Source organism: Streptomyces sp. NPDC002870 (assembly GCF_042888505.1).
Classification (GTDB): Bacteria; Actinomycetota; Actinomycetes; order Streptomycetales; family Streptomycetaceae; genus Streptomyces.
On record NZ_JBIAPW010000015.1, the window covers coordinates 27,423 to 42,565 of the forward strand.

Genomic DNA, 15,143 nt, shown 5'->3' on the forward strand with positions numbered 1-15,143 from the left:
CGACTGGTCTCGTCAAGTGAGGGACCATTTCTGGTTGGCCTGGCCGTTGCAGGTCCACAGGATCAGCCGGGTGCCGTTGGCGGTAGCCGCGCCAGAGGCGTCCAGGCACAGGCCCGAGAGGTTGTTGGTGATGGTGCCGCCGGAGTTGACCGTCCACTTCTGGCTGGTGCCTCCTGTGCAGTCCCCGATGACGACCTTGGTGCCGTTGTCGTCGGCGTCGAGGCACTTGTTGCCGTAGACGACGAGTTCACCGCGCGAGGTGTGGGTGAAGGTCTGGTTGCGTCCGCCGGAGCAGTCCCAGAGTTGCGCCTGGGTGGCGTTGACGTAGGTGTTCTTCTCGATGTCCAGGCAGCGGTCGGACGCGGAGCCGACGAGGGCGGGGCCATCGGTGCCGGGGATGCCCTGGACGCGAAGGGCGTCGATGTCGGGTGCGGTGCTGCCGGAAACCGCCGCGAACTTCACGGTGTTCGCGCCCTTGGCCAGATGCGCGAGCACGGAGACCGTCCGGTAGGTGGTGGCCGAGCCGGTCGGCGGGAAGGCCACGACGTACTTGTACTGGCCGTTGACCTGGATGGTGGCCTTACGGGCGGTGCTGCCGCCGTTGGCGTAGGTGATGTCGACGAGCTTGGTGCCCGCCGTGGAGGCGGTGACATTGCTGAACGTCGGGGTGGTGGCGGTGGTGGTGTCCTCGTAGGTCGAGCCGGAGGCCTCGGTGCCGGAGACGGTCAGCAGGACCGCGTCGTTCGCGGGGACGGACGTGGTGTAGCCGGTGGCGAAGGAACCGGCGTCGGTGCGGGTCCAGGCGTTGCGCACAGAAGCGGACGCCGACGTCAGACCGAGGTCCGCCCAGCGGACGGTGATGTTCGCGGCGGAGCCGGTGCGGTTGAACAGCATCACCGCGCGCTTGCCGGTGCCGGAGAGCACCTTGCCGTACACCTGAAGGTCCCGGGTGTCCTCGGCGACCTTGGCGCCCTGCAGACCGCGCGGGTCCTGGTTGACGGCGAGGACTTCGGGGTTGGTGAGGATGTCACGGGTCTCCGTGCTCATGGTGGCCACGTTGTTGCCGGCCAGCAGCGGGGCGCCGGCGATCGACCACAGGCTCATGTGCAGCCGGTTGCGTGCGGCGGTCATTCCGTTGACGCCGACCGTCAGCATGTCGGGGTCGTTGTAGTACCCGGTGTGCTGGGCTGCGGGCTGCAGAGCCTCGTCGAAGTTGTGGTACATCTTCGTCAGGCTCGGAGACTCCTTGGGCTGGAGGAGGTCGTGGCTGGTGCGCCACAGGTCGCCGTAGCCCGTGGCCCAGTTCCAGGGCCGTCCGGTGCCCCACTCGCAGAACGACAGCACCAGCTTGCGGCCGGTCACCGCTGAGGCGGCCTCGTTGGCGGCGGCGATCTGCTTGTACGTGGTCTCCTGGTCCAGGCCCTCCTCCTTGCCGCCGCACCAGTCGATCTTCACGTAGTCGAAGCCCCAGCGCTGGAAGGTCTCCAGGTCCTGCTGGTAGTGGCCCTCCATACCGGTGTTGGGCGCAGCGGGCCGGGTGGTGGGGTAGTAGTAGCCGCAGCCGTGCTTGCCCGCGTCGGTGTAGATGCCGGCCTTCAGGCCCTTGCCGTGGATGTAGTCGGCGATGGCCTTCATGCCGCCGGGCCACAGGTTCTCGTCGACGACGATGTTGCCGTTCGCGTCGCGTTGGCCCTGCCACCAGCCGTCGTCGAGGTTGACGTACTTGTAACCGGCGGCGGCCATACCTGAGGAGGCCAGGGCGTCGGCCTGCTGCTTGATCACGTTGTGGTCGATGCTGCTGAGGAAGCCGTTCCACGACGCCCAGCCCATCGGCGGCGGAGTGACATCGTTCTGATGGGTACTCACGGCAGCCGGTTCGGCGGACAGGGGCGACGAAGTCTCCGGCCGGTCGAGGGACGCCAGGCCGGCGAAGGCGAGTCCGGCGGCGAGCAGCTGGGCGATGACGCGGCTGGTCCAACTACGTGCAGCGGTGCGGGACATGCGGCTCTCCAGGGGAAGGGAAGGCTGACACGGTGCTACGGCGTGAGCAGGGCGAGGTTCACGGCGTTGGCCATCGCCTGATAGCCGGCGTCGTTGGGGTGCAGGTTGTCGCCGCTGTCGTAGGCGTCGTTGAGGGCCCGAGGGTTGCCGGGGTCCTGCATTGCCTTGTCGAAGTCGATGACGCCGTCGAAGGCGCCGCTGGTGCGGATCCATTGGTTGACGGCTTGGCGGACCTTCTCGCCGTCAGCCGTGTAGTAGCCGGCGCCCTCGTAGGGCAGGATCGTCCCGCCGATGATCTTCACGCCGACGGCGTGGGCTTTGTCGATCACCTTCTGCATGCCGTTCTCGAGGTCCGTGGCGGTCAGAGGGGTGGATCCGTTGGAGCCGAGGTTGCTGCCGATGTCGTTGATGCCCTCCAGCAGGATCACGCTCTTGACGTTGGGCTGGCCGAGCACGTCGTGGTCGAATCGGGTCTGGAGGCTGGGGTTGTTGCCGTTGACGTCTGTCAGTACGCGGTTGGAGCCGATGCCGGCGTCCACGACGCCGAGGGTGGGGCCGCCGGGGGCGGAGTTCATGCGCAGGGCGAGGTAGTCGGGCCAGCGGCGGTTGGCGCCCCAAGTGGATCCGACGCCGTCGGTGATGGAGTCCCCGACGCACACCAGTGTTCCGGTGGCGGTCGAGGAGATGACGTCCAGGCCTTCGAGGAAGAACCAGGACCACTTCTTGGTCGGGTAGTTGCCGAGGCCGTCGTCGGTGACGTTGTTGCCGACGGTAGAGACCCAAGCATCCTGCTGTGCCTCTTCGTGCCAGGTCGTGCCGACGGGCGTGCCCGGCAGGTGGAGGCTCACGAGCTGGTCTGTGTTCGCGGCCACGTCCATCGGGATCGGATCGCTGGCGACGTCCTGCCCGGCGGGGATGGTGACGGAGGCGCTGCCGTTGAAGGTGACGGTGTGGTGGGTGCCGGGGACGGCGGTGCCGGGGGTTCTGCCTTCCTGGGCGAGGTCGACGGCGTCGATGGTCAGCGGTGCGGTGCCGTAGCGATTGCTCAGTCGGACGCGGAGCTTGGACCCTGCGACGGTGGTGTGGGCGACCATGCGGATGCTCTGGTTGGTGAAGGAGGGTCCGTTGGACATCAGGCCGGCGGTGTAGGTGCCGAGCCGTGTGAGCGGGGTGAGGGCCGGCGTGAGGGTCCAGTGCTGGTTGGCGCCGCCGTTGGACGGCCACTGGATGATCTCGTTGCCCTCTTTGTCCAACGACTCTTTGTTGTCGACGAGCAGGCCGCTTGCGGCGTTGGCAAGGGTGTAGGTGCCGCCGCCGACGGACTCGATCTTCCATTGCTGGTCGCCGGAGCCGTTGCAGGTGTTCTGGACGAGCTGCGGAACGGAGTTCTGCGGGTCGGGAACGTCCAGACACAGGCCGCTGTTGGCGCTCCTGACGGTATAGGCGCCGGAGCTGGTCCGGGTCAGCAACCATTGCTGGTTGGCCCCGTTTTTCGACGGCCACTGAACGACGGGTGCGCCGGGGGCAGTCGAGCCGTATCTGACGTCCATCAGTTGGCCGCTCGCGGCGTTCGTCAGGGTGTAGACGGTGCCGGAAGCGGGTGCTGCTGGCGCCGCGTGGGCCGTAGCGCCGGCCCCGGTCAGGGCGCAGGCCACAAGGCCCAGGCCGACCGGGACCGCGAGATGTCTGGTTGTTCGCATGAGAACTTCCTTCTTGAGTGTTCATCCGGCCCGGAGCAGGCACAGCAGCCGCGCGGCCTCCTGGGCCATCGCGGCGCGTCCGGGGGCGAGGTATTTGCGGGTGTCGACCTCGGCGGGGTGGTCGGCGAGGTGGCTGCGGACCGCGCCGGTGAACACCTGGTTGAGGTGGGTGGCGATGTTCACCCCGTGCGTTGCACCATCGCGCGCGAGGTGCCGACTGCGACAGCGAGGGCATCGACACCGGTCGCCTTGACGAACGACGTGGCTTCGTCGGGGTCGGTGCGCACCCCGGGGGGCGCTCACCGTGATCGGGGACTGATCATGTCGCACGTCCTCCTCGGGACGGGATAGGCCGTGTCGCGCGAGCCGACCGCACCGTGATCCGGAAGGGGGGTGAGCAGATCTGATGGCGTCGGCGATGGCCACACGGACAGAGGATCGGCAGGGTGGATGACGCTGTCGGACGTGGCGAGGTGGGGCGGAGATCCCCTGGACTACAAGGGATCTCCGCCACCTTCCTAACCGGGGAGCTTCCACTTCTGGTTGTTTGCGCCGTGGCAGGTCCAGATCACAAGCTGCACAGGGCTGGTGCTGCCCTCCGGGACGTCCAGGCATCGCCCGGACTGCGTGCCGCGCAGCGTGCCGTCGGCTTGCGGAGTCCACTTCTGGTTGCTTCCGCCGTTGCAGGTCCAGATGTGAACCTTGGTGCCGTTCTTCGTGGCCTGCTCAGGGACGTCCAGGCACTTGCCGCCGATCCTGATCGTGCCGTCGGCCGGGTTGTGGGTCCAGATCTGCGCGAAACTGTTGTTGCAGCTGTAGGTCTTCACCGGCGTGGCGTCAGCGGTGTTGCCTGCCGGGAGGTCCAGGCACATGCCGGAGATGCCCGAAGGGACGGAGCCGACACGTGCAGGGGTCGGATCGGTCCCGGGCGTGACGGAGAAGGCGTCGAACTGCTGCGTCTTGTATCCGCCGCCGGTCGTCGCGTCGGCGGAGTCGACCGTGCCCAGACCGGAACGGCCGTGAGCGTAGGTCGAGTCGGTGACACTGCCCAGCACCGTGCCGTCGACCCTGGCGGTGATCGTTGAGCCCTGCATGGTCAGGGCGACGGAGTGCCAGCGGTTCGTGCCGAGGGCCGCTGTGGTGCCGCTCTTCAGGGTGGTGAACTTCCACGCGGAGTCGCTCTTGAGGATCGACCAGGCACCCGTGTCGCTCACCCGCAGGTGGTAGGCCTCCAGGCCGTTGTTGTTCCTGCCCTGCATGGTCACGCGGCCAAGGAGTTCCACCGCGCCCGGTTGTTCCAGCATCGTGTCCGCGCTGACGGTGTAGTTGCTCCACGAGTCGTCGCCCATGAAGGTGTACGGCGCGTAGTACGGCTCGCTGGTCCAGCGGATCGGGGTGGTCGTGGCCATCTGACGCAGGCACGTGCCCCCGCGTCCGCCACCGCAGGACACGGTCTGGAAGGCACCGTTCATGTCCGTGAAGTACTTCGGAGACGAGGTGACGCCCTTGGTCTCGAAGTCATCGGACTGCGGCAGGCTCAGTGACGAGGCCGCCGGCGATCCCGCCGTGCCCTTGCCCTGCCCGGTCGTCGTTGTCAGCGTGTAGACATGACCGGGCTGCAGCGTCACGGTGTATCGGCCGTCGGACGGGGTGACATCGGTGGTGTGCGCCAGGTTGTCAGCGGCGCTGTCCGAGTTGGTGTTGAGATTCGTGGCCCACACGTGAACCTGACCAGTGGACAAGCCGCCGGTGACCCGGACATCCAAGGTCTGCGGGGCGGTGGCCTCCGTCGTCTCGATGATCGTGCTGTAGTCGCCACCGTCGGGCGCTCGCAGCGTCACGTAGCTGCCGTTGGACCGGTCACCGCCCAGATAGCCACTGGCGGAATCCTGGTACCGCCACCCGATCTGGGCGAACTGTGTCGTGTGGGCCATAACCCACGTGGTCTTGCCGACGCGATAGTGGCCCGACCAGGGCTGGTTGGCCGACACCAGTCCATTGAAGGCGAAGTACGTGTTCGGATAGAGCGAGCCCACCAGCGGCCAGTTGTAGTACGCGGTCATTCGACCGTCGATGTAGTCCCGGTTGAGAGCCCGTGCCACCGGCGCGGCGCCCGCCTCGGTGTCCTGTGATCCGTTCTCGCTGGCCCACAGTGGCTTTCCGATGTTCTGCGCGGCGGGCGTGCTGTTACAGGTGGTGAACGGGGCGTTGTTGCCGATGGCCCCGCCGTTGCTGTAGCCGCACGGGTAATGCACGCCGATGACGTCCACCGCGTCCCGGAACGCCGCGTCCGCCTTCAGGTCCTCGGCAACCCCCCAGCCGAAGCTGTCACCCACCACGATCTTGGTTGCGTAGCCCTTCGAGACGAGGGCTTTCTTGAGGTCGACGTACCACCAGGCCTTCCAGCCCCGCTCGTTCCAGCCGCCGAGAGAGTCGATGGTCAGGTTGTGCTGCTTCGCGCAGTCCATCCAGCCCATCAGGTAGTCGATCGTGTCGGAGGACCAGAAGTTCCCGTCGGGGATCCAGCCCGGCGCGCCCCAGGCAAGGCCGGCGAACTTGATCTTCGGATTGCGAGCCTTGGCCTCGCGGGCCAGCCACCACTCATAGCCGGCGTCGCAGTCCACATCGCCCTTGGTGTGCTCGTGGCTGGCTTCGGCGCCGTCGGTGGAGTTGGTGTCCCCTCCGATCTCAAGCTTGAGTGTCTGCAGCGAGGCGCCGACGCCGGGCTTGAAGAGGTAGTCCAGTATCTGGCTGCGCTGCGGCTCCGGGTAGTCGACCAGCAGGCGGCTGTTACCGCCGCCGCCGCTGATCGCCCCGAAGCCGTCGAAGGTCCGGCCGCCGGACGTCCCGTCGACCGTGATGTTTGTCGTTGGGGCCGCCGCGGCCGGCGTCGGCGGAAGGGCGAGCAGTGAAAGGCAGACCACGAGGACTGCCAAGAGGGCACGAGGAACCGATCTGGGCATGGTGTCGCCTCTCGTGTCGGTGACGGTGGGGTACGCGAGCATGTCCGGGGAGCGCCCGACGCGAGGCGCGGACCGGGGTGGGCCCGGGCCTGGCGTGCGGTGGTGCGCATAAATGCGTCGACCCAGGAGGTTCAGACCTTGGGCCGCGTGAACTGCTGGTTGGTGCCTGTACCGCAGGTGTACTGGATGAGGCGGACAACGTCGTTCTTGGAGCCAGCCGGGACGTCCAGGCACTTGCCGCTGTGTCGTGCAACCAGGCGGTAGTAGCCGTTGCCCTGGTCGTCGAACTTCCATTGCTGGTTCTGGCCGCTGCCGCAGCTGTACTGGTTCACGAAGGCCTCGTCTGCGGTGGACGCATTCTCAACGTCCAGGCATTTGCCGCTGTGCTGGGCGAGGATGCGGTAATAGCCGTCGCCTGCGCCCTCCAGACGCCACTGCTGGTTGAGGCCGTCGTGGCAGGTGAATTGGACGACGGGGGCCTTCTGGGTATCGGGGGCGTCGGCGGAGGAGTTGTGGTCGGCGGAGGAGTTGTCCTTGACGTCGACGCACTTGTTGCTGTGCCGGGCCACGAGGTTGTAGTAGGGGCCGCCGCCCACGCCCTTGACCGTCCCCGCCGCCGTGTCGATTTCGACCTGGGGGTACCAGGGCAGGTTCATGGTGGTCTTGGTCGGGAAGGTCAGCGGCAGCCAGACGTACGTGGATTCGTTGACCGGGCGCCTGCCCCTGATATCGGCGCCGGCCCACCGGTCGCCCATGTACAGGTACGAGGTGCCCGACGTGCCTTGGATGGGCAGGACGAACGTGGTCTGGGAGTCGTAGGCGATGTCGTTGCCGACATCCTTCATCTCCGACCAACCAGTGCTGAGGCTGGTGGAGGTGGCGTACTTCTGCTGGTTGGGATTCCAGCCCCTGGTGCCGGAGGTCAACATGAAGTAGACACCGTCTCGCTTGAACAGCGCCGGGGACTCCCGATACTGGCCCGGCCAGGGGTTGGCGACCAGGGCGACCTCTTCCTTCACCTTGTAGTTGGTGTCGTACCCGGTGAAGGCGGAGTTGAGCTTGTAGATGCGCAGGTCGGCGTTGTCCTTGGCGGCCGTGGCGTGGTAGGCGGTCTCATTGCCGTTCGCGTCCTTGTCGACGAACAGCGTCATGTCCCGGGACTCGGTGCCGCTCGGCGGCCGGAAGCTGCTCTGATAGTCGTAGGGGCCCTCGATCGTGTCGGAGACGGCGACGGCGGCGCGGGCCTCGAGGTAGTCCGTGGCATTCTCCTTGTGCATCCACATGACGAACTTCTTGGTGGTGCTGTTGTAGATCACCTTGGGACGCTCGATCTTGGCCGACTCCAGCTCGGGATCGCTCGCCTCGTTCAGGGCATCGCCCACCCACTCCCACGTCTTCAGGTCGGACGACTTGTAGACGGAGACGGCCTTGAAGGTGTCGTCCGAGTGGCGGTTCTCCCCGAACCAGTAGTAGTAGCCGTTGTGCTTGATCACCCCGCCACCGTGGGCGTCGACGGGGTCGCCATTGGTCCCGGTGAAGTCGATGGGGTTGGTCAACGTGACCGGGGCGGCATGGGCGGGCGGCCCGACCACCAGGAGTGCGAGCACGCCGGCACAGGTGGCCAGCAATGCCGTGAGAACACGTCTGAGCATCATTGCTCCTTCGTGAACGGGAGGGCGGCTTCGGGAAGAAGGTCGAACCCACCCTCGGGCGGCTCTTGGTCCCATTCGTCGATCTGCGCTGGGCCTGATCGAGAATGAGGGTTGGCCCCACCCCGGATCGGGGCTGACATGATGTGTGAGGTGGGGCCAAGATCGTGGGACTGGACGTCGGGTACGTCCGCTGTCGGCCTTCGGCCGAGTCCCGTTCAGCGGACTTCCCGGAGGTGTTCAACGGCAGCTCGGCAGGAGCCTGGCGAGGCCGTCGCCGCGGCCGACGACGCCGTCATCGGCGCCCCGCCGGCGGCTACTGGTGCGGGACGGATGGGGTTCGTCGGCTGCGCGAGCGGCTCAGGTGAAACGGGGGATGCAGTCCGGGCAGACGGACAGCGTCCGGTCGGGGGCACTGGACCGCTGGATGTGGCCCACGGAAATGGGGGCGTCTGTCCAGCGGTTGCACCTGCAGCAGAGGTCGGCATTCATCTGTCCGGAGTCTCCTCTCTTGAACGAGGTTGGCGTCGTGGGGCGTTGGCGCTCGTGCTGGGGAGGGGCAACTGCCGTCCTGTGCTCAGTACCGGCTCCAGAGGAATGGGGGGTGGGAAGGCGGAAAGGGGCCGGCGCGGCCGATGGTCAGCCCTTGTTGGCGCCGAGGGTCAGACCGCTGACGAACTGGCGCTGGAGCGCGAAGTACACGATCAGCGTCGGGATCGCGGTGAGCAGGGCGCCGGCGGCGATCAGGTTGGGGTCGGTGAAGTACTGGCCGGAGAGGTTGTTCAGGGCCGAGGTGACCGGCATGTTCTCGCCGGTCGAGATCAGGACGATGGCCCAGAAGAAGTCGTTGTAGATCCAAATAGACAGCAGGGTCGCGAGTGCCGCCATCGCCGGCTTGCACAGCGGCAGCGTGATCTGCCAGTACAGCCGCCACACCGAGGCGCCGTCGACCAGCGCGGCCTCGGTGAGCTCGTGCGGAAGTGAACGCATGAAGTTGCTGAGCACGAAGGCGCAAAACCCCGACTGGAACGCGACATGGATGAGGACCAGGCCGAGGGCGGAGTCGTAGAGCTTGCCGGACATGGTGATGCCGGGCAGGTCGACGAGCAGGTACATCCGGTACAGCGGGGTGATGATGACCTGCTGCGGCAGCAGGTTGCCCGCCGTGAAGACCAGCAGCAGGAAGAGGTTGAGGCGGAAGTCGAAGCGGCTGACGTAGAAGGCGACCATCGACGACAGGAACAGCGTCACCAGCACGGCCGGCACCGCGATGAGCAGCGTGTTGCCGAAGTAGTGCATCATGTCCGACTGCTGGAAGGCGTTGGTGAAGTTGTCGAGGCTCAGTTTGTCGGGCCAGGACACGTAACCCTTCTCACTGGTCTCGCCGTACGGGCGCAGGGCCGCGAGGATCGCCCAGAGCAGCGGAGCGAGCCAGGCCAGTGCGGTGCCGGCGAGGAAGACGTGCAGCAGGATCCGGGCCGGGCGCAGGGGGGTGCGCTGCTTGCTGAGCGGGGCGGTGAAGGCGCTCACGATCGCCGCTCCTTCCGGAAGGTGGCCACCAGGTACGGGATGATCACGGCGAGCGAGATCACCAGCAGGACGACGGCGATCGCGGAGCCGTATCCGATGCGGCTGGACTCGCCGATGATGTTGTTGGTCACGAGGATCGAGAGCAGCTCGGTGCCTTCGGCGCCCTTGTTGAAGACGAAGACCAGGTCGAAGGCGCGCAGGGCCTCGATGATGGTGACGACCAGCACGATGGTGTTGGTGGGCCGCAGTGTGGGGAAGATGACGTTCCTGAACGTCTGCCACTCGTTCGCGCCGTCGATCGCGGACGCCTCCCGCAGCGAGGGGTCGACGCCCTTCAGGCCTGCCAGATAGAGGATCATCAGGTAGCCGGTATGCCGCCAGGATGCGGCGACCAGCACGGCCCAGAGGTTCAGGTCGGGGTCGCCGATCCAGTCGATGTAGTGGCCGGGCTTGTTGGCGCCGATGAGGCTGTTGATCAGGCCGGTGTCGGGGTTGTAGACGAGCTGCCAGACGAAGCCGATGACGGCGAAGGACATCACGACGGGCAGGAAGAACGCGGTCTGGTAGACCCTGCTGAAGCGGATCTTCTTGTCCAGCTGTACCGCCAGGAACATCCCCAGCGGCATGGGTAGGAGGATCAGAACGGCGAGCCAGATGACGTTGTGCTGGACGGCGGGCCAGAACTGCGGGTTGTTGGTGAACAGTTCCTTGAAGTTCTGCAGCCCGACCCACTGGATCGAGTCGAAGCCGATGCCGTCCCAGGTGGTGAAGGCCAGCCCGATCGAAGCCAGCGCCGTGACCCACACCAGGGCGATGTGCAGGACGGTCGGCAGGCCGGCCATGAGCCACAGCGTGAGCCGGTCGCGGCGGGTCAACAGCCGTCGGTGCCCCTGTCGCACCCGCTCGCTCCTCCCCTTTGCCGACAGTGTCTCCGGGGGCCCCGGGGGCGGGGGCATGGGATTGGTCGCTCCCGGGGTGCTGGTAAGTCCGGTCCCGGTACCGGTGTTCCGCGTGACAGTCATGAGGAAGCGAAGATCGTCTTCTTCTGGCGCTCGATCGACGAGAGCAGGCTGTCGATTCCCTTCGGATCGCGGATGAACTTCTGCAGCGCGGGCTGCATCACCGTGGAGGTGAAGTCCGGCCGGGAGTCACGGTCCATGAACTGAGTCAGGCTCCTCGCGCCCGAGATCATCTCGTACGCCTTCTTCTGCAGCGGGCTGTACGAGGAGGTGTCGGCCTTGGTGGAGGCGGCGACGACGCTCGGGTCGGACTTGAGGTAGATCTCCTCGGCGGCCGGGGAGCCCAGGTACTCCAGGAGCTTGACGGCCTCGGCCTTGTTCTTCGGGGCCTTGCTGAGCATGAAGCCGTCGGTCGGCGCCTCGACGGTGTTCTGCCCGTACGCCGGGTCGATCTCCGGGAAGGCGAAGAAGTCCAGGTCGTCCAGGTCGGCCGGGTTGGTGAACTGCTGGGCCACGAAGGTGCCCAGCAGGTACATGCCGGCCTTCTTCGAGGCCAGAGTCTGGGCGGCGTCCTGCCAGGTACGGCCGACGGCGCCGTCCTGGTGGTAGGGGAGGAGCTCGGTCCACAGGTCGAAGGTCTTGCGCACCTTGGCGTCGGTCCAGGAGGCCTTGCCGGCCATCAGCTCGACGTGGAAGTCGTAGCCGTTGGCACGGAAGTTGATCTGATCGAAGGTGCCCATCGCGGGCCAGGCGTCCTTGTCGCCGAAGGCGATCGGGACGAGCCCGTCCTTCTTCATCTGCTTGCACAGCGCGACCAACTGGTCCCAGGTGGTGGGAACTTCGTAGCCGTACTGCTTGAAGACGCTCTTCCGGTAGAAGAGGGCCCAGGGGTACGTGTACAGCGGGACGAAATAGTGGTTGCCGTCCTCACTCTGGCTGAGCACCTTCATCGCGACGGAGAAGTTGTCCCCGATGGTCTTCCACACGTCATCGATCGGCGTGGCCAGTCCCTTGCCCGCGAAGAACTGCATGCGGTAGCCGGCGAACCAGTGGAACACGTCGTCCGGCGTGCCCTGCAGATACGAGTTGATCTGTTCCTGGAACGTGTTGTGGTCCTTGGTGTTCACGTCGACCGTGACCCCGGACTTCTTCTTGTAGGCCGCGTAGATGTCCGCGAACGCCTTCTTCGGCACCGCGTCCGACGCGTTGGAACCGACCGTGACGGTCTTCGGGTCACTCGCCGTACCGCTACCGCCGCAGGCGCTCAGCAAGGGGATGCCGGCGCCTAACGCAACGGCCCCGCCCATCCCCCGCAGCAGCGTGCGGCGGTCGGGGCCGGGAGAGGAGAGACCGGAGGAAGAGAGTTGCATGACGACTCCTGGGGCAGGGCAGCGGCCATCGAGTTCCAGGCCGCAAGGACACACAATCGATCAGAAGTGAACGAGACCGAACAGCAGGCCCATGAGATCCGTTCGGCCTGCCGAACGTCAAGAGCCGCGCACGACCTTTATGTGACCCCTGCGAAAACCGACGACCTGGGGAAATCGCTTTCTCCTGGCGCCCGTTGCCGGATTCCCGCAGGGCCGACGCCATGGGTGCGCTCCCATGGCGCGAGTGTGCCTGTACCGCACATCGAGCACACCTGGCGCCATTTGAGCCATTTCACGCCGAGCCGCAAGTGCAGTAGCCCCACTCCAGACAGGGACGTCAGCATGTCGGCAATGAGCAGCAACTGGGAACGTCAACCACTCCGGAAAGCCGTCGCAGGCCCGGCCTCCGTCCGCAGGCAGGCCGGGTTGCGCAGCGACAACGGCCTTGACAGCGAGCCAGGTTGGGCCGCTTCACTCTTGCGGTACGTCCGCGCGCAGACCACTCGGCAGCAACCTCGACCAGAAGCTGTTCGCGGCCCCACCGATCAAGCAGGCGGCAGACCGGCACCGCGCGCCACAGCTCTGGCGCCACGCTGAACGTCCAAGCACTGCTGCGGGTCCGCGTCGGAGGCGGCACCGTTGAAACCACCTGGCGCTCCATCGGCTCGACCCACGCAACACTTCGGGCAAAAGGGTGAGCGTTCGCCATGGCAGCATCAGGCGCAGAGAGCTGAATCTCGGCCGATGAGTGCGGCGCGTTCTACCTACCGCGCTGCGCAGCAGACATCGACCATGATCGCCTGTCGGCTCCCAGGCGCGGGTCAACGACTGGGCCCAGGCCGGACTGGGCACCGTCGGGGACGCCCTGGACAACGCGCTCATGGAATCCCAGATCGGCCTCTACAAGACGGAGTTGATCAGGCCCCGCAAACCCTGGCACGCCCTCGCCGACGTCGAACTCGCCACCGCGGAATGGGTCGACTGGTTCAACAACCAGCGCCTCCACACAGCGATCGGAGACATCCCGCCCCACGAGCACGAGACCAACACTACGCTCAACACCAGCCCCAACCGGCGGTTGGAGTCAACGCATAGAGCCTCCACCGATCCCGGAGCGCTTCAGCGTCGGGTGGCCCAGAACCGTCACCGCTGACAGTGCTACCCCCTACGCTGCTGTGGCAGCGATGCCGCCACCGAAGCGGCTGGTCTCTTTCTACGACCCAAACCAATTCGAAGAGTTCGTGAATTCGCCGGCCGCGGCGGCCACGAACATCTTCTGCGCAGAGGGGAGCCTGAGAGCATGCGGCCGCTTCCCCGCAGCCTGGACCCGTTGCCAGGGGAGAGCCTGCCCGGCTTCCTGCTGCGGCTGTCTTACCGACTGGACATCGCCCCACTGCATCTTGCCGCTCGCTGCGGCCTGGGGGGCAAGCTCTCGACAACATCCACTTTCTCTTCCCGGTACTTGCTCCAAGTCGACCCCGGCCTTGCGGAGATCGTCGCCCGCAGCCTTCGGCTCACCGCTTCCGAGATCCAAAATCTGACCCTGACCCATCAGGCCCCTGGATTCTCCCCCGCCCAGACCGATTACCTCGGGAAAAACAATCTATCTCATCCGTGGTTCACGAGGGTTGGGTCTTCACACGGTTCAGTCGATACTGCCCCGAATGTCTTGTTGAAAGGGAGGGCCGCACTTTTGGCAGCGCTTGGCAGGGGCGATGGCGACTTCCTTTCGTCTTCACCTGCCCGCTACATCGCTGTTTCCTTGAATGGTGCTGTCCTGCGTGCGCCAATCCCGCCTTCTCGGCCGGAATCAGTGAGGCCGGGCGATGGCGGCGGGCTCATCTCATTCCCAACCCGCTAGCGGTCCTGCACCCCGCGCAATGCCGTAGCCGTTCCACCGAGAACGGTCATGTCGGGCCACGAACGGCGCCGAGGAGAACAGCCCATGGTGTACGGCTTGGAGGGTTACCGAAGGCGGCGCGCGTGAGGTCGGACAGGAGGTCAGACAGGTCGTCTCTCGAAAGCAGGCGATCTGCGGCCATGAGCAGAGCTCCGCAGGCAATGGAGTCACGCGGTGGCGTGTCGCGGACGTGTGCGCTGTGCCTCCCGCCCGAACCGAAATGCAGTTTCTGCGAGTTGGAGTCGATTCGCTCAGCGGTCTCGCTATCGAGGAGGTACCGGCCATGAGGCCATGTCGTGCTGATCAGCGCGGTGGCCAGCCGAAGATCCGTGAAGTACTCGGACGCGTCCGTGGTCCGGGTAGGCGTTTTCAGGCGGCCGCGGAGGAATCTCTGGAAGCGGAGGATGTCCGCAGCCGGTTGTAGCCGGTCACCCGCAGATGCGGTGCGGTCGTCGAGTCTGCCGGCGCAGGCGAAAGACTTCCTCCTCGGCGTCTGCGCGTCGACCGTCCACCGGCATTGCGCTGGATGCAGCGTATGGTCGTTGGCTCGTTGGATCAGGTGCCCTTGTGCGTCGTGCGGCTGACCGCAGTGCGGGCATCCTGCTTCCAGATAGATCCGATGCTCGGTGCAGACGAAGGCGATGGGCAGGTGCCAGAGCTTGCGCCATGGCCCGCCGTGTAATTGCTGGGCCTCAGTGCCGTCGCCCGCCAGGCAGGAGGGGCAGAAGCGGGGAGAACCGACATAGAGCCACGCGTCTGGTCTCATCAGGCGACCCGGTCCGGGCAGGGACCGGGCGATCGGCGGATAGCGGTTCCGCCACTGCGTCAGCGTCAAAGCGGAGACTTCCCTGGCCGTCTGTCCGATGAGCCGGGCGAATGCCTCGGCCTGCGGCTTGGGAAGGTCCAGCAGCAGACTGCCCGGGAAGTGATTGGGGTTGCCTTGCCTGATCCAGCCTGCCGCGCGGATCAGGTGCAGAGGCGAGAGGCCGAGACGGTGCCCGAGCCGAAGCAGATAGCTGACCAGGGATTCTCCCGATAGCGGTTCGAGACTCCGGGGCAGTGGATGCATCA

Annotated in this window: 8 protein-coding genes and 3 pseudogenes; 2 read left to right on the forward strand and 9 right to left on the reverse strand. The window is 66.1% G+C overall.

What is annotated here, in order from left to right:
• Window positions 1-12: 12 nt before the first annotated feature.
• The 8 genes and pseudogenes from ACFYWY_RS20020 to ACFYWY_RS20055 form a co-directional block, all read right to left on the reverse strand.
• Window positions 13-2,001, reverse strand: a complete 1,989-nt coding sequence (locus ACFYWY_RS20020; protein WP_389188095.1) for a ricin-type beta-trefoil lectin domain protein — start codon at window positions 1,999-2,001, stop codon at window positions 13-15.
• Between the two features lie 35 nt (window positions 2,002-2,036).
• The gene (locus ACFYWY_RS20025) at window positions 2,037-3,701 is read right to left on the reverse strand and encodes an RICIN domain-containing protein (RefSeq protein WP_389188098.1); all 1,665 of its coding nucleotides are present in this window, start codon (window positions 3,699-3,701) and stop codon (window positions 2,037-2,039) included.
• Between the two features lie 21 nt (window positions 3,702-3,722).
• Window positions 3,723-3,994: pseudogene (locus ACFYWY_RS20030) on the reverse strand (class II fructose-bisphosphate aldolase); the annotation flags it as partial.
• Window positions 3,995-4,219: 225 nt separating this feature from the next.
• Entirely contained in the window at window positions 4,220-6,637 is a 2,418-nt protein-coding gene (locus ACFYWY_RS20035; protein WP_389188101.1) for a ricin-type beta-trefoil lectin domain protein, read from the reverse strand.
• 158 nt (window positions 6,638-6,795) lie between these two features.
• Window positions 6,796-8,316 carry an RICIN domain-containing protein gene (locus ACFYWY_RS20040; RefSeq protein ID WP_389188474.1) on the reverse strand — a complete coding sequence of 507 codons (1,521 nt, stop codon included), beginning with the start codon at window positions 8,314-8,316 and terminating at the stop codon, window positions 6,796-6,798.
• Window positions 8,317-8,952: 636 nt separating this feature from the next.
• On the reverse strand, window positions 8,953-9,843 hold the full coding sequence (locus ACFYWY_RS20045) for a carbohydrate ABC transporter permease (protein ID WP_389188104.1): 891 nt from the start codon (window positions 9,841-9,843) through the stop codon (window positions 8,953-8,955).
• Window positions 9,840-10,799, reverse strand: a complete 960-nt coding sequence (locus tag ACFYWY_RS20050; protein WP_389188108.1) for a carbohydrate ABC transporter permease — start codon at window positions 10,797-10,799, stop codon at window positions 9,840-9,842. The genes ACFYWY_RS20045 and ACFYWY_RS20050 overlap by 4 nt, the downstream gene beginning before the upstream one ends.
• Before the next feature lie 62 nt (window positions 10,800-10,861).
• A complete protein-coding gene (locus ACFYWY_RS20055; protein ID WP_389188111.1) occupies window positions 10,862-12,172 on the reverse strand; it encodes an ABC transporter substrate-binding protein in 1,311 nt (436 codons plus the stop codon).
• Window positions 12,173-13,019: 847 nt separating this feature from the next.
• On the opposite strand from ACFYWY_RS20055, the pseudogene ACFYWY_RS20060 reads away from it, so the two are divergent.
• Both ACFYWY_RS20060 and ACFYWY_RS20065 read left to right on the forward strand, forming a co-directional pair.
• Window positions 13,020-13,214 (forward strand): annotated as a pseudogene (locus ACFYWY_RS20060) (integrase core domain-containing protein); the annotation flags it as partial.
• Window positions 13,215-13,735: 521 nt separating this feature from the next.
• Window positions 13,736-13,924: pseudogene (locus tag ACFYWY_RS20065) on the forward strand (TniQ family protein); the annotation flags it as partial.
• A gap of 155 nt (window positions 13,925-14,079) precedes the next feature.
• Here the strand turns inward: ACFYWY_RS20065 and ACFYWY_RS20070 are convergent.
• On the reverse strand, window positions 14,080-15,141 hold the full coding sequence (locus ACFYWY_RS20070; RefSeq protein WP_389188477.1) for a TniQ family protein: 1,062 nt from the start codon (window positions 15,139-15,141) through the stop codon (window positions 14,080-14,082).
• Between the last annotated feature and the right edge of the window lie 2 nt (window positions 15,142-15,143).